We start from the raw sequence: 25,402 nt of genomic DNA, 5'->3' as shown, positions 1-25,402 counted from the left end.
GCGGGTGCTCCCGGGCCCCGTGGAACGCGGACGGCCGCCCCCGAGAGGGCGGCCGTCCGGTCCGGTCGTACGAGCGCTCAGACCTGGAGGAGGGCCTCCAGCGGCGCTCCCCGCAGGGCCGGCTCCAGGCGGCCGCGGCCGCCCAGGAAGCCCAGCTCCATCAGGACCGCGACGCCCGCGACCTCGGCGCCGGCGCGGTGGATCAGCTGGATCGCGGCCTCGGCGGTGCCGCCGGTGGCGAGCACGTCGTCGACGATCAGGATCCGGTCGTCCGCCCCGAGGTCCTCGGCGTGCACCTCGATCTCGGCCGAGCCGTACTCCAGCTCGTAGGCCTGGCGGAGGGTGGCTCCGGGGAGCTTGCCCGCCTTGCGGACCGGGATGAAGCCGAGGCCGGCGCGGACGGCGACCGGGGCGCCCAGGATGAATCCCCGGGCCTCCAGGCCGACGACCTTGGTGGCGCCGGTGCGCTCGGCGATCTCCGCGAGGGCGTCGGTGAGCGCGGTGAACGCGGCCGGATCCGCCAGGAGCGGGGTGATGTCCTTGAACATCACGCCCTGCTCCGGGTAGTCCTCGACGTCCCGGATACGGCTGCGCAGCAGTTCCTCGATGTCGGTCACCGGCGCTTCCCCGACGGGCGGCCGCGGCCGCCGCGGTTGCGGGACGCGGGCTGGTTGCGCGGGCCGACGACGGCCGGGGCGGCGTCGTCGGACCCCTCGGAGCCGCCGACCCGGGCCTCGGCCATCTCCTCCTCGGCGGTGGCCTGGGCGCGCTTGGCGAAAACGCGCTTCCGGAGCGCCTTCATCTGCGGCTCGGCCTCCTTGAGGTCGGCGACGAGCGGCGTGGCGATGAAGATCGACGAGTAGGCACCGGCGGCGAGACCGACGAACAGCGACAGCGAGATGTCGTTGAGCGTGCCCGCGCCGAGGAAGCCGCCGCCGATGAACAGCAGGCCCGCGACCGGCAGCAGCGCGACCACCGTGGTGTTGATCGAACGGACCAGGGTGCCGTTGATCGAGTGGTTGGCGATGTCGCTGTAGGTGAAGCGGGTCTGCTTGGTGATGTCCTTCGTCTGCTCCTTGAGGCTGTCGAAGACGACGACCGTGTCGTAGAGCGAGTAACCGAGGATCGTCAGCAGACCGATGACCGTGCCGGGCGTGACCTCGAAGCCGACCAGGGCGTAGATACCGGTCGTGATGGTGATGTCGTGGATCAGCGCGACCAGGGCCGCGACCGCCATCCGCCACTCGAAGGCGATCGCCAGGTAGACCACCACGAGGACCATGAAGATGCCGAGGCCCTCCCAGGCCTTGTTGGCGATCTCGTCACCCCAGCTGGGGCCAACCAGGTCGGAGTTGATGGACTCCGGGTCCACGTTCATGTCCCTGGCCAGCTTGGCCTTGGTCGCGTCCGACTTCTCGGTGTCCATGCCGGCGATCTGGATGCGCAGACCACCCGTGCCGAGCTTCTGCACGACCGCGTCGTGGCCGGAGGCCTGCTGCGCGTAGGTCTCCGCCTGGGACACCGAGACGCTGGTCTTCGAGGTGGTGAAGACGGCGCCGCCCTGGAAGTCGATGCCCATGTTCAGGCCGCGCACCGCCAGGCCGACGATGGCCGTGATGGTGATCAGGATGGAGACGCCGTACCAGATCTTGCGCTTGCCGACGAAGTCGTAGCTGATCTCGCCGCGGTGGAGTCGGGCGCCGAGGTTGCCGAGTTTCGACATCGCTCACGCTTCCTTCGGGTCGACAGGGCCGGCGGTGGGGCCGGCGGGACGGCGGGTGCGGCGCAGCGGGGCCTTGGCGCCCAGGCCCTTCGGGTCGAGGCCCGACCACTTGTGGCCGCTCGCGAAGAACTTACGCCGGGCGAAGAGCGTCATCAGCGGCTTGGTGAAGAAGAAGACGACGACCACGTCGAGCACGGTGGTCAGACCGAGGGTGAACGCGAAGCCCTGGACCTTGCCGACGGTCACGATGAACAGCACGGCGGCGGCCAGGAACGACACGAAGTCGGAGACCAGGATGGTGCGCCGGGCGCGCGGCCAGGCCCGCTCGACGGCTGGGCGCAGCGTGCGGCCCTCGCGGATCTCGTCCCGGATGCGTTCGAAGAACACGATGAACGAGTCCGCCGTGATGCCGATCGCGACGATCGCACCGCAGACCGCGGGCAGGTTCAGCGCGAAGTGGATCGTCGGGCCGAGCAGCGACATGATCGTGTAGGTCAGGACCGCGGACACCAGCAGCGAGGGGATCGCGATCAGCGACAGGCCGCGGTAGAAGGCCACCAGGTAGATGATGACCAGCGCGAGGCCGATGGCACCGGCCAGCAGACCGGCGTGCAGCTGCTGACCACCGAGGGCGGCGGTGACCGTGGTGACGCTCTCCGTCCTGAAGGAGAGCGGGAGCGCGCCGTACGACAGCACGTTGGCGAGGCTCTGGGCCTCTTGCTGGGTGAAGCTGCCGGAGATCTCCGCCGAGCCGCCGGTGATGGACTGGCTCACGGTCGGGCTGGAGACGACCTCGCCGTCGAGGACGATGCCGAACTCGTTCGTCGGCTGGGAGGTGTTCTTGGCGAGCTCGCCGGTGACGTCCGCGAACTTCTTGGATCCGCTGCCGGTGAAGGTCATCTGGACCTGCCAGCCTGCGGCGCCCTGCGTGTCGAAGACGGCCTGGGCCTTCTTGACGTCGGTGCCGTCGACGCGGGCCGGGCCGAGCACGTACTTGAACCAGGCGTTGCCGATCTTGCCGCAGGCCACGGTGGTGTCGGTCGGCTTGGCGCTCTTGCCTGCGGTGGCGCGCTGGGCGGCCTTGGTGCAGTCCAGCGCGGTGTACTCGGCCTGAAGCTTCGAGGCCGCGGCGGAGGCGCTGGCAGAGGCGCTCGCGTCGGCCGAGGAGGTGGCGGAGGGGCTCGCCGAGGAGGAGGCGGACGCCGAGGACGACGGCGTGGAGCCGGCCTTCAGGGCGTCGGTGACCGCGCGGCCCTGCGAGGTGGCCGAGGAGGACGGCGAGGCGGACGACCCGGTCGCCTTCTGGGACGTCGACGCACTGCTCGACGGGGACGCGCTCGGGGAGGCGGTGGAGTTGCCGCCGGCGGACGCGCTCGGGGAGGCGCTCGACGCCGGGGCGCCGCTGGCCTCCTGGGCCAGGACCGGGCGGAAGTACAGCTTCGCGGTGGTGCCGACCTGCTGGCGGGCCTCTGCGGAGTTCGTGCCCTTGGGGATGTTGACGATGATGTTGCTGGTGCCCTGGGTCTGGACCTCTGCCTCGGACACACCCAGACCGTTGACACGGCGGTTCATGATCTCGACCGCGGTGTTCATGTTGGTCTTGTTGATCGCGTTGGGCTGGCCCGGCTCGTTCCTCGCCTGCAGCGTGATGCTCGTACCACCGGCCAGGTCGATACCGAGACGCGGAGTGGTGTTTCCGGAGGCGAACATTCCGCCGGTGAGCGCCACGATGGCGATCAGGATGAGGGCCAGCGAGCGCCCTGGCTTGCTCTGGGCGCTCGCGCTCCGGCCCCTCTTAGGTGCTGCCACCTTCTCGTACTCCCTCTCGGGCCGCCGCGCGCCTGGTCGGTGCGGTCGGCCATGACATGGTGTCGGGACCCCGTGCGGGAAACAGACGCGCCCGGGGTGCGAGGTGCGTGTGGGATCTACGCACCGCTCCCCGGGACACGGCTACTTCGCGTCGGAGTCGCCGTCGGTCTTCTTCGGCTCTTCGTCGGCCTTCGCCTCGGCGGTCGCGGACTCGGCCGGCCCGTCGGTCTTCTCCACGGCCTCGGCCTCGTCCCCGGCGGCGTCCTTCTTCCCGAGGTCGACGGCCTTGTCGTCGGAGGCGGCGGCAGCGTCGGCAGGCGCGTCGTCGGTCTCGGTGAGGGAGGATGCGTCGTCCGGGACGACGTCGGCGTCGGACTTCAGGTCGTGCTCGACGCCGTGCACGATGCGGTTGTACTCGTCGTCCGTGAGGATGGCGCCGATCGCGTTCTTCGCGAAGAGGAGGTCGACGCCCGGCCCGGCGTCGAGGAGGACCGTGTCCTCGTTGACTTCCTTGACCGTCGCGTACATGCCCCCGATGGTACGGACCCCGTTGCCGGGCTGGATCTCGTTCCGCATCTGCGTGGCCTGCTGCTGGCGCTTCCGGGTGGAACGCGTCATCAGGAACATGGCCGCGATGAGGACGATGAACACGAGAAGAGGCAAGCTATTCACGGGACGGAATTTCCTTCGCGCAGCCGCGGCGGTGAGCGGCCTGGATGATGGGGGTGTGGTGGGCGCCGCCCGCAAAGGCGGCATCGGCGGAGTCTAAGCGAGTCCGCGCGCATGGAACAACGCTCAGCATGGCACCTGGGTTCCTGGGCCCGCCAATGCCCCGCCGTCACGAAGCGATCACGTCTGCGGCCGGAACCCGGTCCGCGGACGGCGGTCCGTCCGGGCGGGGAGGCCCGCGAATCCCCGAGCCGGGCCCCGGTCACGAGGGGCTCGGCACGTTCTCATTGTGAGGTGCCGAACAGGTCCTGCTGGCCCGTTCCGCCCGCCGCGCCGCGCGGGGCGGTCAGGCCAAGGTGGGCCCAGGCGGCGGGGGTGGCGACGCGGCCGCGGGGGGTGCGGGCGAGCAGGCCCTCGCGGACCAGGAAGGGTTCGGCGACCTCCTCGACCGTCTCCCGCTCCTCCCCCACCGCGACGGCGAGGGTGGACAGGCCGACCGGACCGCCGCCGAACAGCTTGAGCAGGGCTTCCAGGACCGCGCGGTCCAGCCGGTCCAGGCCGCGCTCGTCCACCTCGTAGACGGCGAGCGCCGCGTGCGCGATCTCGCGGGTGATCAGCCCGTCCGCCTTGACCTGCGCGTAGTCGCGGACCCGGCGCAGCAGCCGGTTCGCGATGCGGGGCGTGCCGCGGGAGCGGCCCGCGATCTCGGCGGCGCCGGCCGGCTCGATCTCGACGTCCAGCAGGCTGGCCGAGCGGTGCACCACCCGCTCCAGCTCGCGCGGCTCGTAGAACTCCATGTGCGCGGTGAAGCCGAAGCGGTCGCGCAGCGGGGGCGGCAGCAGACCCGCGCGCGTGGTCGCGCCGACCAGGGTGAACGGGGGCAGCTCCAGGGGGATGGCGGTGGCACCCGGGCCCTTGCCCACGATGACGTCGACGCGGAAGTCCTCCATCGCCATGTACAGCATCTCCTCGGCGGGCCGCGACATGCGGTGGATCTCGTCGAGGAAGAGGACCTCGCCCTCCTGGAGGGAGGAGAGGATCGCGGCCAGGTCGCCGGCGTGCTGGATGGCGGGGCCCGAGGTGATGCGGATCGGGGCGCCCATCTCGGCCGCGATGATCATGGAGAGAGTGGTCTTGCCCAGGCCGGGGGCGCCGGAGAGCAGCACGTGGTCGGCGGTGGCGCCACGCGCGCGTGCCGCGCGCAGCACCAGGTCGAGCTGCTCGCGGACCTTCTCCTGGCCGATGAACTCGCCGAGGTCCTTGGGGCGCAGGGCGGCCTCGACGGCCTGGTCCTCGCGGTCGGCGACGGCGCCCACCAGCCGCTCCGCGTCGGCGCCGGTGTCGGTCGGGTCGTCCCAGTTCATAAGTGATGTGCCTCAGCGGTGGTGGGGTCAGCGGGCGCGGTTGAGGGTCTGCAGGGCGGCCTTGAGCAACTGGCCGACCTGGGGCGGGCCCCCGGCGGCCTCGGCCTGCGGGGCGACGGCGGTGACGGCCTCGTCGGCCTCCCGGGTCGCGTAGCCGAGGCCGATCAGGGCGGCGTGCAGCTGGTCGCGCCAGCCCTGGCTGATCGGCGCACCGATCGCGGGGGCGCCGACGGGCTCGCCGAGCCGGTCCTTCAGCTCGAGGAGCAGCTTCTGCGCGCCCTTCTTGCCGATGCCGGGAACGGCGATCAGCGCCTTCTCGTCACCGGTGGCGACCGCGCGGCGCAGCGCGTCCGGGCTGTGCACGGCGAGCATCGCCTGGGCGAGCCGCGGCCCGACCCCGCTCGCCGTCTGGAGCAGCTCGAAGACCTGGCGCTCGTCGTCGTCCACGAAGCCGTAGAGCGTGAGCGAGTCCTCCCGTACGACCAGGGAGGTGGCCAGCTTGGTGGGCTGGCCCATGCGCAGCCCCGACAGGGTGTTGGGGGTGCACTGGACGGCGATGCCGATCCCGCCCACCTCGACGACCGCGGAGTCCGGGGCGAGGGCGGCGACCGGGCCGCTGACGAAGGCGATCATGCCGTACGGCCTTTCGTTGCGTTGGCTGCGTGCAGGGCGACGGCCTGCTGGAGTCGGTTCTGCGCGGGCGCGCGCCAGATGTGGCAGATGGCGAGCGCGAGGGCGTCGGCGGCGTCGGCGGGCTTCGGCGCGGCGCTGAGCCTGAGCAGCCGGGTGACCATGGCGCCGACCTGAGCCTTGTCGGCGCGTCCTGAACCGGTGACGGCGGCCTTGACCTCGCTGGGCGTGTGCAGGGCGACGGGGATGCCCCGGCGGGCGGCGCACAGCATGGCGACGGCGCTGGCCTGGGCGGTGCCCATCACGGTCCGTACGTTGTGCTGGCTGAACACCCGCTCCACGGCGACGTATTCGGGCCGGTGCTCGTCCAGCCACTGCTCGATGCCCTGCTCGATGGCGACGAGGCGATGGCCCAGTTCGGCGTCCACGGGCGTCCGTACGACCCCCACGCCGACCATGGTGAGCGGTCGCCCCGCAACACCCTCGACCACCCCGACACCGCACCGGGTCAGCCCGGGGTCCACCCCCAGTACACGCACCGCGCCCCCTCCCTTCGGTCACCTGTTTGTGCAGGCTAGCGGGTGCCACCGACAACGGCCGACATGACGACGGGCCGACGGGTGTGTCCCGTCGGCCCGCTCGGTCGGCTCAGCCCGCGGCGGCGCTACGCGTCGACCTTCTCCATGACCTCGTCGCTGACGTCGAAGTTGGCGAAGACGTTCTGGACGTCGTCGCTGTCCTCCAGGGCGTCGATCAGCTTGAAGATCTTCTTGGCGCCCTCCTCGTCCAGCTCGACCTGCATGGTCGGGACGAAGTTGGCCTCGGCGGAGTCGTAGTCGATGCCGTTGTCCTGGAGGGCGGTGCGGACCGCGACCAGGTCGGTGGCCTCGCTGAGCACCTCGAAGGACTCGCCCAGGTCGTTGACCTCCTCGGCACCCGCGTCCAGGACGGCACCCAGGACGTCGTCCTCGGACAGCTCGCCCTTGGGGACGATCACGACGCCCTTGCGGTTGAAGAGGTACGACACCGAGCCCGGGTCGGCCATCGAGCCGCCGTTGCGGGTCATGGCGACGCGGACGTCGGAGGCGGCGCGGTTGCGGTTGTCGGTGAGGCACTCGATGAGCACCGCGACGCCGTTCGGGCCGTAGCCCTCGTACATGATCGTCTCGTAGTCGGCGCCGCCGGCCTCGAGGCCGCCACCGCGCTTGACCGCGGAGTCGATGTTCTTGTTCGGGACCGACTGCTTCTTCGCCTTCTGGATGGCGTCGTAGAGGGTCGGGTTGCCGTCGATGTCGACGCCGCCCATCCGGGCCGCGACCTCGATGTTCTTGATCAACTTCGCGAAGAGCTTGCCGCGCTTGGCATCGATCACGGCCTTCTTGTGCTTCGTCGTAGCCCATTTAGAGTGGCCGGACATCTGCCTGTCTCCTTCGCGTAACCCATCCAAACAACGAACGCCAGAGATCCTACTAGGACTCCGCCGCCCGGTCCGCGTGCACCATGTCGACGAACAGGGAGTGCACGCGGTGGTCGCCGGTGAGTTCCGGGTGGAACGACGTGGCGAGCGCGTTGCCCTGGCGGACCGCGACGATGTGGCCCTCGTGCTCGGCCAGCACCTCGGTCTCCGCACCGACGGACTCGACCCAGGGGGCGCGGATGAACACCCCCTCTACAGGATCGCCGCCGATCCCGCGGACGTCGACCGCCGCCTCGAACGACTCGTTCTGCCGCCCGAAGGCGTTGCGGCGCACGATCATGTCGATGCCGCCGATGGTCTCCTGGCCCGAGCGCGGGTCGAGGATCTTGTCGGCGAGCATGATCATGCCCGCGCAGGTGCCGTAGACGGGCATTCCGCCGCGCACGCGCGCGCGGAGGGGCTCCATCACGCCGAACAGGACGGCCAGCTTGGAGATGGTGGTGGACTCGCCGCCGGGGATGACGAGGCCGTCCACCTCGGCGAGTTCCTCGGGGCGCCGGACCGGCCTGGCCACGGCGTCCGCCGCGGCCAGGGCGATGAGGTGCTCCCGTACGTCGCCCTGGAGGGCCAGGACGCCTATGACAGGAGTGTTCATGGGTTACCAGCCGCGGTTGGCGTAGCGCTCGGTCTCGGGCAGGGTGTCGCAGTTGATGCCGACCATGGCCTCGCCGAGGTTGCGGGACGCGTCCGCGATGATCTTCGGGTCGTCGTAGAAGGTGGTCGCCTTGACGATGGCGGCGGCGCGCTTGGCCGGGTCGCCGGACTTGAAGATGCCCGAGCCGACGAAGACGCCCTCGGCGCCGAGCTGACGCATCAGGGCCGCGTCGGCCGGGGTGGCGACGCCACCGGCGGAGAACAGCACGACCGGCAGCTTGCCGAGCTCGGCGACCTCCTTGACCAGCTCGTAGGGGGCGCGCAGCTCCTTGGCTGCGGCGTACAGCTCGTTGTTGTCGCAGCCGCGCAGCTTGGCGATCTCGCCCTTGATCTGGCGCAGGTGCCGGACGGCCTCGACGACGTTGCCGGTGCCGGCCTCGCCCTTGGAGCGGATCATGGCCGCGCCCTCGGCGATGCGGCGCAGGGCCTCGCCGAGGTTGGTGGCGCCGCAGACGAAGGGCGTGGTGAAGGCCCACTTGTCGGAGTGGTTGACCTCGTCGGCCGGGGTGAGGACCTCGGACTCGTCGATGTAGTCGACGCCGAGCGACTGCAGGACCTGGGCCTCGACGAAGTGGCCGATCCGGGACTTGGCCATGACCGGGATGGAGACGGCCTCGATGATGCCCTCGATCATGTCCGGGTCGGACATCCGGGCCACCCCGCCGTCCTTGCGGATGTCGGCCGGGACCCGCTCCAGGGCCATGACGGCGACGGCGCCCGCGTCCTCGGCGATCTTCGCCTGCTCCGGCGTGACGACGTCCATGATCACGCCGCCCTTGAGCTGCTCGGCCATGCCGCGCTTCACACGGGCGGTGCCGGTCTCGGGGGTCTGGTTCTCACTGGTGGACACGGGTGACCTCACTCGCTGAAAGAGGGTTTCTGCAGATACCGAGGAAACGCGAGTGGACCAGTCCACAGCAAGGGCCAATGGGAAGGCGGTGGATCGTTTTCCGGTCAGGCCGCGCGCTCGACCAGCGCGGCAGGCGGTTCGTCGTCCATCTCGAAGGCCAGCGGGAAGGGGGCGTGCCCGGCCAGCCGGAACCAGCGGACCTTGCGGTGTTCGCGCAGCCGCCGCGCCGCGCCGACGGCGTCGTTGTGGAAGCGGCGGGCCATCGGCACTCGGCGTACGGCCTCGGCCAGCTCGCTCGCGGCGGCGTCGCCGCCGGGAGCCACCCGGACCTCCTCGACCTGCTGCGGGTGCTCGAAGACGGCCCGCAGAGCCTGGCTCAGCTCGCTCTCCGCGACCTCCCGCTGCTCCTCCTCGGCCTGCCGGGCGGCGTGCGCCGCCTCGTACAGCACGATCGAGGAGGCAGGATCAAGCACCCCCGAGGTCGCCAGTTCCTGGGCCACCGAGGCCCGCCGCAGCAACTGCGCGTCGAGCGCGGCCCGCGCCGCGTCGATGCGCGCGTGCAGCCGGTCGAGCCGGCCGGCGGTCCAGCTCAGGTAGAGGCCGATCACCACGAGGGCGGCAAGAATCCAGAGGGTCCAGACGAGGGAAGCGCTCACGGGCGGAACGCTATAGGAGACGCTCGCGAAGGCGCGCCCCCGAAGGGCGCGGGGAGCTGCGCGACCAGCCAGGACGGCCCCGCACCGGTAAGACGGCGGACGCCGCGGACCACGTCGCGGCCCTTCCGGCGCGTGCGCCTAGTCCCGCGCCAGCCCGAAGCGCGCCCGCAGCCCCGACCGCTCGTCCGCCGCCACCGCCGCCGCGCCCGCCGTGACCGTCTCGTAGACGGACAGGATGTCCGCGCCCACGGTGGACCAGTCGAAGCGCCGCACGTGCGCGCTGCCGCGCTCGCGCAGCGCGGCCCGGCGCTCCGGGTCCGCCAGGAGCCGTACCGCCGCCTCGGCCAGCGCGTCCGCGTCCTCGTTGGCGAAGAGCTCACCCGCCGCCCCCTGGTCCAGGACCTGCGCGAAGGCGTCGAGGTCGGAGGCGAGGACGGGAGCGCCCGCGGACAGGGCTTCGACCAGGATTATCCCGAAGCTCTCGCCGCCGGTGTTGGGCGCGATGTACAGGTCGAGGCTGCGCAGGAAGCGGGCCTTGTCCGTGTCGCTGATCATGCCGAGGAACTCGACGCGGGAGCGCAGCTCGGCGGGAAGGGACTCGACCGCGGCCTCCTCGTCGCCCCGGCCGGCCACCAGGAGCCGGGCCCCCGGGCGGGCGGCGAGGATTTTGGGCAGGGCCCTCATCAGGACCGGGAGGCCCTTGCGGGGCTCGTCGATGCGGCCGATGAACCCGATGGTGTCGCCCGGGCTTCCCGCCCCTCCTGATTGCCACTCGGGGCGCGGCTCGGCTTTCGCGAAGAAGTCGACGTCGACGCCGTTGGGGATCACGACGGCGTCGCCGCCGAGGTGCTCGACCAGCGTGCGGCGGGCGTACTCGCTGACCGCGATCCGGGCGCTGATCTTCTCCAGGGCCGCCTGGAGGATCGAGTACGCAGCGATCATCGCGCGGGAGCGCGGGTTGGAGGTGTGGAAGGTCGCCACCATGGGGCCCTGCGCCGCCCAGCAGGTCAGCAGGCCGAGGGACGGCGAGGTCGGCTCGTGGATGTGGACCACGTCGAACGCGCCGTCGTGCAGCCAGCGGCGCACCCGCGCGGCGGACAGGAAGCCGAAGTTGAGGCGGGCCACCGAGCCGTTGTAGGGCACCGGGACCGCGCGGCCGGCCGAGACGACGTAGGGCGGGAGCGGGGTGTCGTCGTCGGCGGGGGCGAGCACGGAGACGTCGTGGCCGAGGCGGATGAAGTACTCGGCGAGGTCCCGGATGTGGAACTGGACGCCACCCGGGACGTCCCAGGAGTAGGGGCAGACGATGCCGATCCTCACGACGGTCCCTTCGCGGGGTCGAGGTCCGCGAGCCACAAGCGCTGGAGCATGTGCCAGTCCTCCGGATGGTCGGCGATCCCGGTGGCGAAGGCGTCAGCCAGCGCCTGTGTCATGACAGACGTCTTCGCGGCCCGGTCACCTGACTCGGGTACCTCGATCGGGGCGTGCACCCGGCCCTGCAGGACGGGGGTGTCGTCGTACCAGAGCGTCACAGGCAGCAGTATCGCGCCGGTCTGCTGGGCCAGCAGGGCCGGTCCGGCGGGCATCCGCGCGGTGTCGCCGAAGAAGTCGACCTCGATGCCGGAGGCGGACAGGTCGCGGTCGGCGACCAGGCAGACCAGGCCGCCGTCGCGCAGCCTGCGGGCCAGGGTGCCGAAGGCGGAGCCGCCGCTGTGCGGCAGGACCTCCATGCCGAGGCCCTCCCGGTAGGCGACGAAGCGGTCGTAGAGCGTCTCGGGCTTGAGACGTTCGGCGACCGTGGTGAACGGCGTCCGCAGTTCGGTGGTGACCCAGGCGCCGGCCAGGTCCCAGTTGGCCAGGTGCGGCAGCGCGAGGATCACACCCCGGCCGGAGGCGAGGCCCTCGGTGAGGTGGTGGACGTCCTTGGGGACGAAGCCGCCGCGGATCCGCTCCTCGCTCCACGACGGCAGCCGGAAGGACTCCATCCAGTAGCGCAGGTACGAGCGCATGCCCGCCCGGGAGAGCTCGCGCAGCCGCTCGGGGCTCGCGTCGGGCCGCACGCGCGCGTAGTTGGACTCGAGCCGCTGGACGCCCTTGCCGCGCTGCCTCCAGGCAAGGTCCGCGATGGAGTTGCCCAGGCGCACGGCGACCGGTTCGGGGAGCTTCTTGACGGTGCTCCAGCCGAGACCGTACAGAGCGTCGGTGATCCGGTCGGCGGTGGTCACTGCCCGGCCTCGCTCCCGTGCGGGGCCTTCTCGCGCTCGGCCGCGGCCTCCGCCTCGGCGGACTCCCGGCGGACCGTGACGACCCGCTGGACGAGGGTGACCAGGCTGCCCACGGCGACGATCCACAGCGCGATCGGAAGGAGGATCTGGATACCCGGCACGCCGAACTTGTGGAAGCCGGCCAGACCGGCCGCCACCAGCGAGATCACCAGGCGCTCGGCGCGCTCCACGAGACCGTTGACGGCCACCGGCAGCCCGATCGACTCGCCGCGCGCCTTGGTGTACGACACCACCTGGCCGCTGGCCAGGCAGAAGATGGAGACCGCGCACAGGACGTCGTTGTTCCCGTTGCCCGCGTACCAGAGGGCGAAGCCGCCGAAGATCGCGCCGTCGGCGACCCGGTCCAGGGTGGAGTCCAGGAAGGCGCCCCAGCGGCTGGTGCGGCCCAGCTGGCGGGCCATGTTGCCGTCCACCAGGTCCGAGAACACGAACAGCGTGATCACGATCGTGCCCCAGAAGAACTCGCCCCGGGGGAAGAAGACCAGCGCGCCCGCGACCACTCCGGCCGTGCCGAGGAGCGTGACCGTGTCCGGGCTCACGCCCCGGCGGATGAGAAACGCGGCGAACGGTGTGAGGACACGCGTGAAGAATGCACGCGCGTACTTGTTCAGCATGGCCTTCCCGACGGTCGTTGCGCCGTGCGGCCCCTGCTGGCCACCCCGGCTGGCCCATCGTAGCCACGCGCGCGTGGGTGCGACGGGCGGGCACTCGCAGACGGGACAGGCGGCCCGGCCGGACGGGTCCCGGGGGCGCGATCACGTCCTTCGTATGGACGCACCGTGACGGGAGTGGAAAGCTCGAATAACCGCGGGCGCCATCGGAGCCGCCACCGCACGCGGCCCGCCATGCTCGCCCGCGCCCACAGAGACCTCACCGTGCACGGGAGGCAAAACCATGGGCGACAAGGTCAAGGAACACCCCGGAGCCGCCGGCAGGGCAAGGGCGGCCGACCACCCCGCGTCTGTACGGAATGTGGTGCTGGTCGGCCACTCCGGATCGGGCAAGACCACCTTGGTGGAGGCGCTCGCGCTCACCGCGGGAGCGGTGAACCGGGCGGGCCGGGTGGAGGACGGCGGGACCGTCTCGGACTACGACGACATCGAGCACCGGCAGCAGCGCTCCGTACAGCTGTCGCTGGTACCGGTCGAATGGAACGGAATCAAGATCAACATCCTGGACACCCCGGGATACGCCGACTTCGTCGGTGAGCTGAGGGCCGGTCTGCGCGCGGCGGACGCGGCCCTCTTCGTCGTCTCGGCCTCGGACGGGGTGGACGGCTCGACCCGGATGGTGTGGGAGGAGTGCGCGGCCGTCGGCATGCCGCGCGCGATCGTCGTCACGCACCTGGAGGCCGCCCGCGCGGACTTCACGGAGATGACCCGGGTGTGCGCCGAGGCGTTCGGCGCCGACGACCCCGACGCCGTGCTCCCGCTCTACACGCCGCTGTACGGCCCGCAGGGCCCGGACGGGCACGCGCCCGTGACCGGCCTGGTCGGGCTGCTCACGCAGAAGCTGTTCGACTACTCCACCGGGGAGCGCAAGGAGTCCGAGCCGGGCCCCGACCAGCTGCCGGACATCGAGGACGCCCGCAACCGGCTGATCGAGGGGATCATCTCGGAGAGCGAGGACGAGACGCTCATGGACCGCTACCTGGGCGGCGAGCAGATCGACCTCAAGACGCTGATCGAGGACCTGGAGCGGGCCGTGGCACGCGGGGCCTTCTTCCCCGTCCTGGCCGCCGCACCGGCCGCCGACGGCGCCCGCCAGGGCCTCGGCACGGTCGAGCTGCTGGAACTCGTCACCGGCGGCTTCCCGACGCCGTTCGAGCACCCCACTCCGGGGGTCACCACCATCGACGGCACACCGCGCGACATCAAACCGTGCGACACCGACGGCCCGCTGGTCGCGGAGGTGGTGAAGACCGCGTCCGACCCGTACGTCGGCCGGGTCTCCCTGGTCCGGGTCTTCTCCGGCACGCTGCGCCCCGACGAGACCGTCCACGTCTCCGGGCACGGCCTCGCCGACCGCGGCCACGAGGACCACGACGTCGACGAGAAGATCGGCGCGCTGTCCACGCCGTTCGGCAAACAGCAGCGCCCGGTCACCCATGTCATCGCCGGTGACCTGGCGTGCGTGGCCAAGCTCGGCCGCGCGGAGACCGGCGACACGCTCTCGGGCCGGGACGACCCGCTGCTCATGGAGCCGTGGGAGATGCCCGACCCGCTGCTGCCGCTCGCCATCGAGGCGCACAGCAAGGCCGACGAGGACAAGCTCTCCCAGGGCCTCGCCCGCCTCGTCGCCGAGGACCCGACCATGCGGCTCGAACAGAACCAGGACACCCACCAGGTGGTGCTGTGGTGCCTCGGCGAGGCGCACGCGGACGTCGCCCTCGAACGGCTGCGCAGCAGGTACGGCGTCCAGGTCGACGTCGTACCCCACAGGGTGTCCCTGCGGGAGACGTTCGCCGGGAAGTCCGCCGGGCGCGGCCGGCACGTCAAGCAGTCCGGCGGGCACGGGCAGTTCGCGATCTGCGAGATCGAGGTGGAACCCCTGCCGGGCGGCTCCGGCATCGAGTTCGTCGACAAGGTGGTCGGCGGCGCGGTGCCCCGGCAGTTCATCCCCTCGGTCGAGAAGGGCATCAGGGCCCAGGCCGTCAAGGGGGTGGCCGCCGGCTACCAGTTGGTCGACGTGCGGGTCACCCTGCTCGACGGCAAGGCGCACTCGGTGGACTCCTCCGACGCCGCCTTCCAGACGGCGGGCGCGCTGGCGCTGCGGGAAGCCGCGGCGGACGCGAAGATCCATCTCCTGGAACCGGTGGCCGAGGTGTCCGTGCTGGTCGGCGACGACTACGTGGGCGCGGTGATGAGCGACCTGTCCGGGCGGCGCGGCCGGGTGCTCGGCACCGAGCAGACCAGCGGCGGGCGCACCCTGATCAAGGCCGAGGTACCGGAGTTCGAGATCGGCCGCTACGCGGTCGACCTGCGCTCACTGTCGCACGGTACGGCGCGTTTCAGCCGGTCCTACGCCCGGCACGAGCCGATGCCGCCGCAGATCGCCGAGAGGATTCGCGAACAGGCCAAAGTCACCTCCTGACCAGGTGCGCAAGGGGCGTTCGGCGGGCGGCTTCGGCCGTCCGCCGACGCTTGTCGGTGGCTGGAGATACTCTGACTACTTGATCAACAGGTGTGCGGAGTACGGAAGTCGGGAAGGCCGCAGAAGCGGGACGGCGGCAAGTGGGGGCGGGAATGAGCTTCGAGGACTTCTTCGGGCCACAGGTGCCCAGGCCGGGCGGCGAGGCGCAGGCACCGACCTACGCCCTGGCCTCGGCGGCCTACCGGGACACGCCCATGGAGGAGATCAAGAAGGCCGACAACGAGTGGCACCAGTCCGAGGTCAAGGAAGGCCGCAAGTGGGCCAAGATATTCCGGCCCAACTTCGGTGAGGCGTACTCCCAGGCGGTCATCGACCGCATGCTGGGCGTCGACCGCAAACCCCTCGTCCAGTCCTTCGGCAGCGAGCCCCAGGTGGTCGTCGAGCACTGCCTCGCCGCCAACCGCATCCGCCGGGAGCGCGACAACCGGCTCAGCGCCGTCATGTTCCTGTTCGGCGTGCTCTTCCTGCCCGGCCTGCTGATCTGGCTGGGCGTCTTCCAGCTCCGGGCCACCATGCTGAAGGCCGGCGACAAGCGGGTCTCCGGGCTCGGCAGCGCCCTGCTGGCGGGCGTCGGGGTCCTCGCCGTCATCTTCCTGATCCGGATGCCCCTCGCCGGGTTCTGGGGCTGGTACGCGCGCGGCTGCGTCGTGCTCCCCGTCGTCGGCTGGTACCTGGCCAAGCGGCTGTGCGAGCGCACCGCACGGGACCTGCGCGAGGCCTGGGACGGCCTGCTCTCCGGGGGCAGTGTCGGCGCGAAGGTCCCCGAGGCGGTGCCGACCAGCCCCGACCAGGCCGCGGCCGAGCAGCTGCGCCAGTCCCTGGCCCGGCTCAGCGCCGAGCAGCAGTCCAACTCGGTCTTCTACGCCGGCCCCAAGGGCATACTCGGCATGGGCACCCGCTGGGGCTCCTGGCACCTCGCGGAGGAACTTGTCCCGCTCGATCCGGTCAAGGGCATCCACGAGTTCCGCGCCTGGACGGTCGTCCGGGAGATCGAGAAGGAGCTGAGCGTGCTGCACCGGCAGCACCTGAAGACCGGCGGCTTCCCGACACCCCAGGTCAAGCACTGGATCGTCACCCATGTCGGCGAGGGCGCCAAGGAGGTCTCCCGGCCCGAGGGGACCGACTACCTGGTGGGGCCCGCCGACGTCGAGCGGATCTGCAACAGCAACCACTTCGGCAAGGGCGAGCGGCACTACCTGGGCGTGCAGTGGCCGCACCTGTGGGACGGCGGCCTGATCATCACGATGATGGCCACCGTGACCGTGCTGAAGGAGACTCTGCGGATCGAGGTCACCGGACACGCCCTCGGCCCGGTCAACGGCCTGTTCAGCAGCAAGCCCGAGGCCCCCACCAAGACCGTCGCCAAGACCGTCCGGTTCTGGGAGACCCGCACGATCAAGCTGCCCCTGGTCACTCCGGACGAGGTGGTCCGGCTCGCGGCGCGGGCGTCGGTCAGCTGGTATCCGCCGCTGCTGAAGTGGCTCGGCGGCTCCATAGGCCTGCCCGAGCCGTTCGGCCTCCGGCACGCCTGGGCCGACCAGCCGTGGAAGCACCGCTTCATGGCCGACGACGCGCTGCGCGCGGCCACGCCGGTGCTCAGGGCGGTGCACCGGGCCGCGTTCACCGTGCTCAAGGAGCACGACGTCAACATGGACAAGTTCAACGCACGGGCCGGAGTGCTCAGCGGGTCGGTCCAGGAGGCGTCACCGAAGAAGGCCGACACCTACGACGCGTGAGCCTCCGGCGGTTCGGCCGAAGGGGCGGGTGCGGACACCGGCCCCTGGGGGCTGCCGCTCCCGGACCCCCGCTTCGGGACGGCCTCGTCCTCAGCCGCCGGACGGGCTGCTCAAGGTGACGTCGGCCAGGCCTCGGCCAGCATCTTGCGGGTGTCCGCCAGGAGCTGGGGCAGCACCCGGGTGTGGCCCACCACCGGCATGAAGTTCGTGTCGCCGCCCCAGCGCGGCACGATGTGCTGGTGGAGATGGGCGGCGATGCCGGCGCCCGCCACCGTGCCCTGGTTCATGCCGATGTTGAAGCCGTGGGCGCCGGACGCGGTGCGCAGCGCGGTCATCGCCTGCTTGGTCAGCTCGGCCAGCTCGACCGTCTCCGGCCCGGTCAGGTCCGTGTAGTCGGCGACGTGCCGGTACGGGACCGTCATCAGGTGGCCGCCGTTGTACGGGTAGAGGTTGAGCACCGCGTAGACGTGCTCGCCGCGCCGGACGATCAGGCCGTCCTCGTCGGACTTGGCCGGGATCGAGCAGAAGGGACAGCCGTCGTCGGCACCCGGGCCGGTCGGCTTGTTCTCACCCTGGATGTAGGCCATCCGGTGGGGCGTCCACAGGCGCTGGAACGCGTCCTGCGTCCCCACTCCGATCTGCTGCTCCGGCTCACTCGTCATGCTAGGCAGCATATGGCTTCGCCCGTTCGCGGCGTGTCGAGGGGGCCCGGGGAAACAGCCCGGCGGCGAAGCTGGGCGGATGGACGACGACAGCCGGCTGAACCGCTGGGACCGGAGGACCGACCTGGTGCTCGGTGTCGCGTCGCTGGTCTTCCTCGGCTCGTACGCGGTGCACGTGCTGCTGCCCCGGCTGCCGAACGCGGCGCACGTCTTCTTCCTGGCGCTGCTGTACACGGCCTGGGCGATGTTCGCCGTCGACTACGCGGTGCGCTGGCGGCTCAGCGGCGAGGGACCGGGGTTCGTCCGACGGCACTGGCTGGACACGCTCGTGCTGGTGCTGCCCCTGCTGCGGCCGGTGCGGGTGGTGCGGACCTACGAGTCGATCCAGCGGCGGCGCGGGGAGCCCCGGCTCTCGTTGCACGCACGCGTGGCGGCCTACTCGACGCTGTCGATCTCGCTGCTGGGCTTCTCCGGCGCCCTCGCCGTCTACCAGGTCGAGCGCTCGGCCCCGCACGCCAGCATCCGCACCTTCGGCGACGCCCTCTGGTGGACCTGCTCGACCCTCTCCACGGTCGGCTACGGCGACTACGTCCCGGTGACCACACTCGGGCGGTTCGTCGCCGCGGGGATGATGGCCTGCGGTCTGGCCCTGCTGGGCACGGTCACGGGGTCGTTCTCGTCCTGGATGCTGCAGCGGTTCGCGCTGAACGAGGACGAGCGAAGGCCCCCGGAGAGCTGATCTCCGAGGGCCTTCGACGGAGAGGGATCAGACCTGGGTCCGCTCCTCGACCACCTTCACGATCTTGGCGATGGCGTCGTCGAACGGGATGCCGTTCTCCTGTGAGCCGTCACGGTAGCGGAAGGAGACCGAGCCGGCCGCCATGTCCTCGTCGCCCGCGATGACCATGAAGGGCACCTTCTGCTTCTGGGCGTTGCGGATCTTCTTCTGCATGCGGTCGGAGGACGCGTCCACCTCGACCCGCAGGCCCTGCTTCTTCGCCTGGGCGGCGAACTTCTGCAGGTACTCGACATGGCCGTCGCCGATCGGGATGCCCACCGCCTGGACCGGTGCCAGCCACGCCGGGAAGGCGCCCGCGTAGTGCTCCAGGAGCACCGCGAAGAACCGCTCGATGGAGCCGAACAGGGCGCGGTGGATCATCACCGGGCGCTGCTTGGAGCCGTCGGCCGCGGTGTACTCCAGGTCGAAGCGCTCGGGCAGGTTGAAGTCGAGCTGGACGGTCGACATCTGCCAGGTGCGGCCGATGGCGTCCTTGGTCTGCACGGAGATCTTCGGGCCGTAGAAGGCGGCGCCGCCCGGGTCGGGGACGAGCGGGAGGCCCTGCTTCTCGGCGACCGCGCGGAGCGTCTCGGTCGCCTCCTCCCAGACCTCGTCGGAGCCGACGAACTTCTCCGGGTCCTTGGTGGACAGCTCCAGGTAGAAGTCGGTGAGGCCGTAGTCGCGCAGCAGGTTCAGGACGAAGGTGAGGGTCTTGTCGAGCTCCTCCGCCATCTGCTCCTTGGTGCAGTAGATGTGCGCGTCGTCCTGGGTGAAGCCGCGGGCCCGGGTCAGGCCGTGCACGACGCCCGACTTCTCGTACCGGTACACCGTCCCGAATTCGAAGAGGCGCAGGGGCAGTTCACGGTAGGACCGGCCGCGCGCGTCGAAGATCAGGTTGTGCATCGGGCAGTTCATGGGCTTGAGGTAGTAGTCCACGCCCTCGTCGAGCTGCATGGGCGGGTACATGCCGTCGGCGTACCAGTCCAGGTGCCCGGAGGTCTCGAAGAGCTTCCCCTTCGTGGCGTGCGGGGTGTAGACGAACTCGTAGCCCTCCTCCTCGTGCCGGCGACGCGAGTAGTCCTCCATGACCCGGCGGATCACGCCGCCCTTGGGGTGGAAGACGGCGAGGCCGGAGCCGATCTGCTCCGGGATGGAGAACAGGTCCAGCTCGTTGCCCAGCTTGCGGTGGTCCCGCTTCTCGGCCTCGGCGAGGAAGTCGAGGTACTCCTTCAGCTCGTCCTTGGAGGGCCAGGCGGTGCCGTAGATGCGCTGCAGCATCGGGTTCTTCTCGCTGCCGCGCCAGTAGGCGGCCGCGTTGCGCATCAGCTTGAACGCGGGGATCAGGCGGGTGGAGGGCAGGTGGGGACCGCGGCAGAGGTCCTTCCAGCACAGCTCGCCGGTCTTGGCGTCCAGGTTGTCGTAGATCGTCAGCTCGCCGGCGCCGACCTCGACGTCCGCGCCGTCGTCGCTGGACGCGGAGCCCTTGAGGCCGATCAGCTCCAGCTTGTACGGCTCGTCGGCCAGCTCGGCGCGGGCCTCCTCGTCCGTGACGACCCGGCGCGCGAACTTCTGCCCGCGCTTCTGGATCTCCTGCATCTTCTTCTCGATGGCCTTGAGGTCATCGGGGTGGAAGGGCTTCTCGACGTCGAAGTCGTAGTAGAAGCCGTCCTTGACCGGCGGGCCGATGCCCAGCTTGGCCTCGGGGAAGAGCTCCTGGACGGCCTGGGCCATGACGTGCGCGGTGGAGTGCCGCAGGATGTTGAGACCGTCCTCCGAGGAGATCTCGACGCCCTCGACGGTCTCGCCGTCCCGCACTTCGTACGCGAGGTCCTTGAGCTCACCGGCCACCCGGGCGGCGATGACTGCGCGCTCGCCGGCGAAGAGCTCGGCGGCCGTAGTGCCCGTCGTCACCACGCGCTCTTCCCGCTCGGAATCGCGTTGGATGATCACACGGACGTCTGACACCGGTCTCTCCTGACTGAAGACGAATGCGGGCGCCGTACCAGGAGCGCGCGCCATACCGGATCGTACCGACCCGGCACCGTCGACCGCTAAACGGTTACCCGCCGTCCCCGGTCAGTCGCAGTCGTCGCCGCTGCACGCCTCCTCGAAGAAGTCCAGGTTCTCCTGGAGCGACTTCATCAGCCGGTCCCGCTCGGCCTCGTCCACCTGGACCGGTGCGACCCCGAAGGCGCCGGACAGCCGCCGGAAGCCGCCCCGGCTCTCCAGCCGCCCGTGCACCCTTACCGGAAGACCCACCAGGTGGGCCTGCCCGGCGATCCGGTAGTCCTCCTCGTCGAGGGTGACCCGGACGTAGGGCACCTCGGCCCCGGCGATCACCCGCAGCCGTACGGCGCCCTCGCCGCGCGGCTCGGAGCGGCGCATGCGGACGACGGTGCCGGCGAGGCGGACCGCGACCGAGGGTTCGTCGCGCAGGTAGCGGGCCCCGGCCTCGCGCAGCACGGGCAGGTCGCCGGGTGAGAACTCGATGGGCTCGGGGGTGGCCGCGCAGTCGTCGGGGACGCCGGCGCCCGGCGCCCAGGCCACCGAGACGCGGGCGCCTTCCGTGCCTCGTACGAGCGTGACTAGGGCGTCGGTCAGCTCCCGGCTCACGCCCGCCTCGACGGCGCTGTCGAAGGCGTCCATGCCGCCGGTGGCCCGCTGGTAGTCGATGGCCTCACGGGCGGCGTACAAGGCCTGGTGGAGGCGTACGGCGAGGGGCCGGCCGGTGCCGACGGGCACGAAGGCGGCCAGGCCGCGCCCGCCGTCCGCCGAGCCGACGAGGACGGACTCCAGCATCGCGGCGGCGGCGCGTTTGTGCCGGGCACCGTAGTAGCCGGCCCGCGCGCGCGTGGCGAGCGCGCCGGCCAGCAGGGTCTGCCGGGCGGCGGTGCGCAGCTGCTCCTCGACCGTCCAGGACGCGGCGTCCGCCGCTCCGCTCGGCACGTCCCGCCACCAGCGGATCTCGTCGCTGGGTACGGCGAGCCCGACCAGCACCTCGCGCGCGGCGGGAGTACCGCTGCGCACGAGAGCCGTGAGCGCCTCCCCGAGCAGGTCGTCACTGTCCGGGAAGGCGCGGCTCTCGGGTACCAGCAGGCTGGTGCCGGTGCCGCCCGGTCCGGGTGGGGTCCAGCGGCCGTAGCGCCCCGGTGCTCCCCCGCGCCGCTGCCAGCCGTGCCGGCGCAGCAGGGCGCCGAGCACGGCCGGGTCGACCTCGGCGGGCTCGGGGGGACGGTTCCAGTGCGGACCGTGGAGGTCGTCGGGATGCGGCCGGACCTCCCGCAGCTGCTCCTCGTACGGACGGTGCCTCATGGTCTGCCTCCCGTCCCGACCCGCGTCATGATCTCGCAGAGCGCACGGTCGTCGAAGATGCGCGAGGTCGGAACGCGCACGGTGGTCCGGTGCCGGCCGGTGATCGGGTGCCCTGCCAGGTTGACCCAGTAGCAGCAGTGGCGCAGATCGAGCCGGTCGTGGCTGGCGCGCAGCCAGTCGTCCTGGGAGCGCGGTACCAGCATCACCACCAGGATCTTGTGCACCGACACCGGTGTGCGGGCGAGCTTGCGCAGGTGATCGTTGTCCAGCGTGAAGGAGAAGAAACGTCCCGGCGGGTTGGGTGCGATCTGGTACGTGCACTTGAGCTGCACCTTGATCGTCACCTCGTCGTCGACGGTGTGACCGGGCGAGCCGTGGCTGACGTGCCAGTCGATGCCGTTGTCCGGGAACGGCTGCGACAGCGAGCAGCCGGCCGCCGCCGCGACGGCATGCAGATAGCCCACCTGCAGTGTCTCCATGCAGGCGGTGGTCGCGAGTGTGCCGCGATGGGGGCCCGTACGTTCGGGCAGCAGCCCGCCCCGTTCGGGCTGCGCTATCGCCATGACCAACAGCCTTCCCAGCCAAAGAGTTTCCCCGTGGCGGGCCGCTGAACTGCAAAGACCCGCACTCCTGTTGTGTCCTTCCGGCGTACGTCGCAAACGGCCCGGGTATCACCAAACGGGCAGAAGACGGAACGTCATCTGCCGTGGGTGAACGAGGAGTTGTATGGGCATGACGTGCTGGTACGAGGGGCCCTTGGCGGCCTTCGACACGGAGACCACGGGCGTGGACGTGGAGACCGACCGCATCGTGTCGGCCGCGGTCGTCGTCCAGGACGCCCCGGGCACCCGCCCCCGGGTGACCCGCTGGCTGGTCAACCCGGGTGTGCCGGTGCCGGAAGCGGCGACGGCGGTGCACGGGCTGACGGAGGAACACCTGCAGCGCAACGGCCGCTGGCCGGCGCCGGTGATGCATGAGATAGCCGAGGAACTGGCCGAGCACGCGGCGATGCACCGCCCCCTGGTGGTGATGAACGCGCCGTTCGATCTGACGCTGCTGGACCGGGAGTTGCGCCGGCACCGGGCGTCCGCACTGGACCGCTGGTTCGAGGCGAGCCCCCTGCTCGTCCTCGATCCCCGGGTCCTGGACAAGCATCTGGACCGCTACCGCAAGGGCCGCCGGACCCTGACCGACCTGTGCGCGCACTACGAGGTCACCCTCGAGGGCGCGCACGACGCGGGCGCGGACGCGCTCGCGTCCCTGGAGCTCGTACGGGCGCTGGGCCGCCGTTTCGCGGCCCGCCTGGAGCGCCTGACCCCGGCCGAGCTGCACACCCTGCAGATGACCTGGCACGCGGCGCAGGCACGTGGCCTCCAGGCGTGGTTCACCCGCAGCGGCACACCGGAGACGGTGAGCCAGGACTGGCCGCTGCGGCCGGAACTGCCGACGGCGGCGTGACGGGCGGGGCGCCACCACCGGCGCCCCGCCCGACGGACGGCGTGCTCGGCCTCGGTGTCCCCGCGTTCCGATGGCGCCGGTGCTCCTCGGTCGCGGCCCTGATCCGGGAGCCGGCGTCCAAGGGCGGCCCTTACGTGACGGCGCCGGTCCGGGGAACGAACAAGGCCGGTCCGCTGGTGCGGACCGGCCTTCCCGGTGGTGGGCGATACTGGGTTCGAACCAGTGACCTCTTCGGTGTGAACGAAGCGCTCTCCCACTGAGCTAATCGCCCGGGAACGGAGAGAACGATACAGGTACCGGCAGGTTTCGTTCAAACCGCTTGGAGGTGCCTGAGCAGTCCGCGCCGTCCCGCCCGCATCATCAGCCAGTGGTTGGCGCGGAAGAACGGCCGTCCGGGGACGGCGAGTCGGCGCAGCAGCGGCTTGTTCACGTCGACGACCTGGTCGTAGCGGGCGAGGGTGCCGGCGCCGTCGGCGGTGAGCGTCCAGCGGGACCAGCCCTCGATGTCACCGGTCATCGCGGCCTCCAGCAGGCCGGCCCCTGGATCGCGTCGCGTCTCCCGCGCCGTGAACGTCATGTCGTACGGAAGGACGGAACGGATCGTGATGAGTCCCGTCGTGTCGTTCAGCCGGTTCACCGACCGCACCTGCGGCCACCAGCTCGGATACTCCTCGACCCGCTCCAGCGCGGCGTAGACGGCGGCGCACGGCACCGGCAGGGACCACAGGGTGCGGAAGCGGTAGTGGGTCCAGTCCATGGGCGGAGTCTGCCCGGCCGGCCTAACTGAGTACGCGTACTCATGCCTCTGTGGAGTGACCTGGACCACACTCGCCGGTACGAGCGCCGCCGCCCGTGCGACGGCGCTCCCCCACCCCCATGCGAGGGCATCTCGTCGCCGAGGACGAGGCCCGCCTTGACGCGGTTGCAGCCGTCGGTCCACCACTCCGTCAGGTCGGCCTTGCAGCAGTCGTCTCAGGTCCAGCCCGCGTGCGGCTCGACGTCGGCTTCCTCTTAGACCTTCTTGTCGATGACCAGCGCCCTGGTGCCGGAGCCGACGGGGATTCCGAGCTGCTTTCCGTCGACCTCGCCCACCTTGGTCACCCCGGCCCGGAAGTGATCCAGGCTCAGATTTCCTGCCCGACCCTGTGACTTGAGGTCGAGCCGAATTCCGCGCTTGTCGTACTTCCGGAGAAAGGTGACGGCATTTTGGAAAACGTCCGGGGGATTTCCGCCGGCCACCCGGGTCTGGAACTTCTCCCAGAACGACGCGTACGTCTGAAAGTCGGCCTTGACCTTGATCTTCGGGTACCTCTTCCCGAAGAGCGCGATGGTCTTGTTGATCTTCTGCGCGCACTCCTCGGCACCCCCCACGAGTAACGGATCGTCACCGCCCCGCCCCCCGAGCCGGTGCCGCCTCCCCACCCGGCCGTCGCGGCAAGCCCGAGAGCCGCCGGGGCCCCGGCCGGCTTCAGGATGGTCCGCCTCTCCACATTCCTGCTGGTTCCCAGAGTCGGACCCCTCCCCGCGGCGTCGCCGACGTCTGGATGAATCGTTTCAATCAGGCGCTTGCTGGCACACGTTACGGAGGGGCCGGTGAGGCGTCATCGATGCGGACAGGAATTTCTTGCGGGCGGGGTCGGCGGGACGGGGCCGGGCGGGACGTGCGCGGGAGGGCGGAGGCGGAGGACGTCGCAGGTGAGGGGCGCGTGGCCGAGGGGCCGAACGCGAAGTGGGGCACGGGAGGCTTGGGTTACGGGTTGACTTCGGTGGGCGGGGGCGGTGGGGGCGGGCTGGGCCGAGGCGAGTAGTGGTCGGAGGGGTGAAGCCTCGGCAGACGGCGCGGATGCCCGCCGCACGGCGCTCGGGACGCCGAGTGTCTACGCCCTCACCGTCACCCTCGCCATCACCGCCCCTCTCGCCTTGGCCCTCGCCTTCGCCCGCCTCGACAGCCGTCGCGAGCGCTTGAGTGAGCGCAGGGCGACCGGGCCGGCGCGGAGGCGGGACGGGCGAAGACACGAGTTCCCGACGGCCTGGGGGCTCGCCGGGCCGCCGGCCGCCGCACCGGCGGCCACTGCACCGCAGGCCCGCAAACCTGCCCACCCGCACACCCGCACCCACACCCGCGGGCGAAGGGCTGCGGCGGCAGATGCTGAGCCCACAGGGACGCGTCTCTCGGGCTCGGCCGC

The 25,402-nt window shown here is 71.0% G+C and carries 23 protein-coding genes, 1 tRNA gene and 1 pseudogene; 4 read left to right on the top strand and 21 right to left on the bottom strand.

Translation table 11 applies throughout. From position 1 onward, the window contains the following. Positions 1–77: 77 nt before the first annotated feature. The 14 genes from BLW82_RS35100 to pgsA all read right to left on the bottom strand — a co-directional run bounded on the left by BLW82_RS35100 (position 78) and on the right by pgsA (position 12,731). Complete coding sequence (locus BLW82_RS35100) at positions 78–617, bottom strand: adenine phosphoribosyltransferase (protein WP_093505336.1); 540 nt, start codon at positions 615–617, stop codon at positions 78–80. Further along, on the bottom strand, positions 614–1,723 hold the full coding sequence (gene secF / locus BLW82_RS35095) for a protein translocase subunit SecF (RefSeq protein WP_093505334.1): 1,110 nt from the start codon (positions 1,721–1,723) through the stop codon (positions 614–616). The genes BLW82_RS35100 and secF overlap by 4 nt, the downstream gene beginning before the upstream one ends. Before the next feature lie 3 nt (positions 1,724–1,726). Then, on the bottom strand, positions 1,727–3,532 hold the full coding sequence (gene secD / locus BLW82_RS35090; RefSeq protein WP_177233170.1) for a protein translocase subunit SecD: 1,806 nt from the start codon (positions 3,530–3,532) through the stop codon (positions 1,727–1,729). Positions 3,533–3,673: 141 nt separating this feature from the next. Next, positions 3,674–4,204 (bottom strand): preprotein translocase subunit YajC, encoded by a 531-nt coding sequence (gene yajC, locus BLW82_RS35085; RefSeq protein WP_093505330.1) that lies wholly within the window; start codon positions 4,202–4,204, stop codon positions 3,674–3,676. Between the two features lie 281 nt (positions 4,205–4,485). After that, entirely contained in the window at positions 4,486–5,565 is a 1,080-nt protein-coding gene (ruvB, locus tag BLW82_RS35080) for a Holliday junction branch migration DNA helicase RuvB (protein WP_093505328.1), read from the bottom strand. 27 nt (positions 5,566–5,592) lie between these two features. Then, positions 5,593–6,198 (bottom strand): Holliday junction branch migration protein RuvA, encoded by a 606-nt coding sequence (gene ruvA, locus BLW82_RS35075; protein WP_093505326.1) that lies wholly within the window; start codon positions 6,196–6,198, stop codon positions 5,593–5,595. Further along, complete coding sequence (gene ruvC / locus BLW82_RS35070; RefSeq protein WP_093505324.1) at positions 6,195–6,734, bottom strand: crossover junction endodeoxyribonuclease RuvC; 540 nt, start codon at positions 6,732–6,734, stop codon at positions 6,195–6,197. The genes ruvA and ruvC overlap by 4 nt, the downstream gene beginning before the upstream one ends. A gap of 125 nt (positions 6,735–6,859) precedes the next feature. After that, a complete protein-coding gene (locus tag BLW82_RS35065; protein ID WP_093505322.1) occupies positions 6,860–7,612 on the bottom strand; it encodes a YebC/PmpR family DNA-binding transcriptional regulator in 753 nt (250 codons plus the stop codon). 52 nt (positions 7,613–7,664) lie between these two features. Then, entirely contained in the window at positions 7,665–8,267 is a 603-nt protein-coding gene (pdxT, locus tag BLW82_RS35060) for a pyridoxal 5'-phosphate synthase glutaminase subunit PdxT (RefSeq protein WP_093505320.1), read from the bottom strand. 3 nt (positions 8,268–8,270) lie between these two features. Further along, positions 8,271–9,176, bottom strand: coding sequence for a pyridoxal 5'-phosphate synthase lyase subunit PdxS (pdxS, locus tag BLW82_RS35055; RefSeq protein ID WP_093505318.1), 906 nt, complete (start codon positions 9,174–9,176; stop codon positions 8,271–8,273). A gap of 104 nt (positions 9,177–9,280) precedes the next feature. After that, positions 9,281–9,832 (bottom strand): LemA family protein, encoded by a 552-nt coding sequence (locus BLW82_RS35050; RefSeq protein WP_093505316.1) that lies wholly within the window; start codon positions 9,830–9,832, stop codon positions 9,281–9,283. Positions 9,833–9,970: 138 nt separating this feature from the next. Next, on the bottom strand, positions 9,971–11,152 hold the full coding sequence (locus BLW82_RS35045) for a glycosyltransferase family 4 protein (protein ID WP_093505314.1): 1,182 nt from the start codon (positions 11,150–11,152) through the stop codon (positions 9,971–9,973). After that, positions 11,149–12,057 (bottom strand): phosphatidylinositol mannoside acyltransferase, encoded by a 909-nt coding sequence (locus tag BLW82_RS35040; RefSeq protein WP_093505312.1) that lies wholly within the window; start codon positions 12,055–12,057, stop codon positions 11,149–11,151. Before BLW82_RS35040 ends, BLW82_RS35045 begins: the two co-directional genes overlap by 4 nt. Further along, entirely contained in the window at positions 12,054–12,731 is a 678-nt protein-coding gene (pgsA, locus tag BLW82_RS35035) for a phosphatidylinositol phosphate synthase (RefSeq protein ID WP_093505310.1), read from the bottom strand. Before pgsA ends, BLW82_RS35040 begins: the two co-directional genes overlap by 4 nt. Positions 12,732–13,011: 280 nt before the next feature. On the opposite strand from pgsA, the gene BLW82_RS35030 reads away from it, so the two are divergent. Next, positions 13,012–15,210: an elongation factor G-like protein EF-G2 gene (locus BLW82_RS35030; protein WP_093505308.1), complete on the top strand. Its 2,199-nt coding sequence runs from the start codon at positions 13,012–13,014 to the stop codon at positions 15,208–15,210. Positions 15,211–15,362: 152 nt separating this feature from the next. Continuing rightward, positions 15,363–17,006 (top strand): hypothetical protein, encoded by a 1,644-nt coding sequence (locus BLW82_RS35025; protein ID WP_093505306.1) that lies wholly within the window; start codon positions 15,363–15,365, stop codon positions 17,004–17,006. A gap of 110 nt (positions 17,007–17,116) precedes the next feature. Here BLW82_RS35025 and BLW82_RS35020 read toward each other — a convergent pair whose 3' ends face one another. After that, entirely contained in the window at positions 17,117–17,680 is a 564-nt protein-coding gene (locus tag BLW82_RS35020; RefSeq protein WP_093505304.1) for an HIT family protein, read from the bottom strand. A gap of 67 nt (positions 17,681–17,747) precedes the next feature. Here BLW82_RS35020 and BLW82_RS35015 point away from each other — a divergent pair, with 67 nt between their 5' ends. Continuing rightward, positions 17,748–18,407, top strand: coding sequence for a potassium channel family protein (locus BLW82_RS35015; protein ID WP_093505303.1), 660 nt, complete (start codon positions 17,748–17,750; stop codon positions 18,405–18,407). Between the two features lie 27 nt (positions 18,408–18,434). Here the strand turns inward: BLW82_RS35015 and thrS are convergent, their stop codons facing one another. The 3 genes from thrS to BLW82_RS35000 all read right to left on the bottom strand — a co-directional run bounded on the left by thrS (position 18,435) and on the right by BLW82_RS35000 (position 22,321). After that, a complete protein-coding gene (gene thrS / locus BLW82_RS35010; RefSeq protein ID WP_093505301.1) occupies positions 18,435–20,411 on the bottom strand; it encodes a threonine--tRNA ligase in 1,977 nt (658 codons plus the stop codon). Positions 20,412–20,522: 111 nt separating this feature from the next. After that, positions 20,523–21,758, bottom strand: a complete 1,236-nt coding sequence (locus BLW82_RS35005) for a hypothetical protein (RefSeq protein WP_093505299.1) — start codon at positions 21,756–21,758, stop codon at positions 20,523–20,525. Further along, positions 21,755–22,321: a DUF4365 domain-containing protein gene (locus BLW82_RS35000; protein ID WP_093505297.1), complete on the bottom strand. Its 567-nt coding sequence runs from the start codon at positions 22,319–22,321 to the stop codon at positions 21,755–21,757. The genes BLW82_RS35005 and BLW82_RS35000 overlap by 4 nt, the downstream gene beginning before the upstream one ends. A gap of 169 nt (positions 22,322–22,490) precedes the next feature. Here BLW82_RS35000 and BLW82_RS34995 point away from each other — a divergent pair, with 169 nt between their 5' ends. Continuing rightward, positions 22,491–23,216 carry a 3'-5' exonuclease gene (locus tag BLW82_RS34995; RefSeq protein ID WP_093508440.1) on the top strand — a complete coding sequence of 242 codons (726 nt, stop codon included), beginning with the start codon at positions 22,491–22,493 and terminating at the stop codon, positions 23,214–23,216. Positions 23,217–23,412: 196 nt separating this feature from the next. Here the strand turns inward: BLW82_RS34995 and BLW82_RS34990 are convergent. The 3 genes and pseudogenes from BLW82_RS34990 to BLW82_RS34980 form a co-directional block, all read right to left on the bottom strand. After that, a tRNA-Val gene (locus BLW82_RS34990) sits at positions 23,413–23,487 on the bottom strand. 39 nt (positions 23,488–23,526) lie between these two features. Then, the gene (locus tag BLW82_RS34985) at positions 23,527–23,973 is read right to left on the bottom strand and encodes an SRPBCC family protein (RefSeq protein WP_093505295.1); all 447 of its coding nucleotides are present in this window, start codon (positions 23,971–23,973) and stop codon (positions 23,527–23,529) included. Positions 23,974–24,230: 257 nt separating this feature from the next. After that, a pseudogene (locus BLW82_RS34980) lies at positions 24,231–24,724 on the bottom strand (ABC transporter substrate-binding protein); the annotation flags it as partial. Positions 24,725–25,402: the final 678 nt, after the last annotated feature.

The organism is Streptomyces sp. Ag109_O5-10 (genome assembly GCF_900105755.1).
Taxonomy (GTDB): domain Bacteria; phylum Actinomycetota; class Actinomycetes; order Streptomycetales; family Streptomycetaceae; genus Streptomyces.
The sequence above is the reverse complement of the archived record's forward strand: the minus strand, read 5'-3'. Positions and strand labels throughout refer to the sequence as shown.

Excerpts from the sequence above, each read along its gene's own strand:
- secF (WP_093505334.1), bottom strand. The coding sequence starts at position 1,723 with ATGTCGAAACTCGGCAACCTCGGCGCCCGACTCCACCGCGGCGAGATC.
- ruvB (WP_093505328.1), bottom strand. The coding sequence starts at position 5,565 with ATGAACTGGGACGACCCGACCGACACCGGCGCCGACGCGGAGCGGCTG.
- ruvA (WP_093505326.1), bottom strand. The coding sequence starts at position 6,198 with ATGATCGCCTTCGTCAGCGGCCCGGTCGCCGCCCTCGCCCCGGACTCC.
- BLW82_RS35065 (WP_093505322.1), bottom strand. The coding sequence starts at position 7,612 with ATGTCCGGCCACTCTAAATGGGCTACGACGAAGCACAAGAAGGCCGTG.
- pdxT (WP_093505320.1), bottom strand. The coding sequence starts at position 8,267 with ATGAACACTCCTGTCATAGGCGTCCTGGCCCTCCAGGGCGACGTACGG.
- pgsA (WP_093505310.1), bottom strand. The coding sequence starts at position 12,731 with ATGCTGAACAAGTACGCGCGTGCATTCTTCACGCGTGTCCTCACACCG.
- BLW82_RS35030 (WP_093505308.1), top strand. The coding sequence starts at position 13,012 with ATGGGCGACAAGGTCAAGGAACACCCCGGAGCCGCCGGCAGGGCAAGG.
- BLW82_RS35025 (WP_093505306.1), top strand. The coding sequence starts at position 15,363 with ATGAGCTTCGAGGACTTCTTCGGGCCACAGGTGCCCAGGCCGGGCGGC.
- BLW82_RS35020 (WP_093505304.1), bottom strand. The coding sequence starts at position 17,680 with ATGCTGCCTAGCATGACGAGTGAGCCGGAGCAGCAGATCGGAGTGGGG.
- BLW82_RS35015 (WP_093505303.1), top strand. The coding sequence starts at position 17,748 with ATGGACGACGACAGCCGGCTGAACCGCTGGGACCGGAGGACCGACCTG.
- BLW82_RS35005 (WP_093505299.1), bottom strand. The coding sequence starts at position 21,758 with ATGAGGCACCGTCCGTACGAGGAGCAGCTGCGGGAGGTCCGGCCGCAT.
- BLW82_RS35000 (WP_093505297.1), bottom strand. The coding sequence starts at position 22,321 with ATGGCGATAGCGCAGCCCGAACGGGGCGGGCTGCTGCCCGAACGTACG.
- BLW82_RS34995 (WP_093508440.1), top strand. The coding sequence starts at position 22,491 with ATGACGTGCTGGTACGAGGGGCCCTTGGCGGCCTTCGACACGGAGACC.
- BLW82_RS34985 (WP_093505295.1), bottom strand. The coding sequence starts at position 23,973 with ATGGACTGGACCCACTACCGCTTCCGCACCCTGTGGTCCCTGCCGGTG.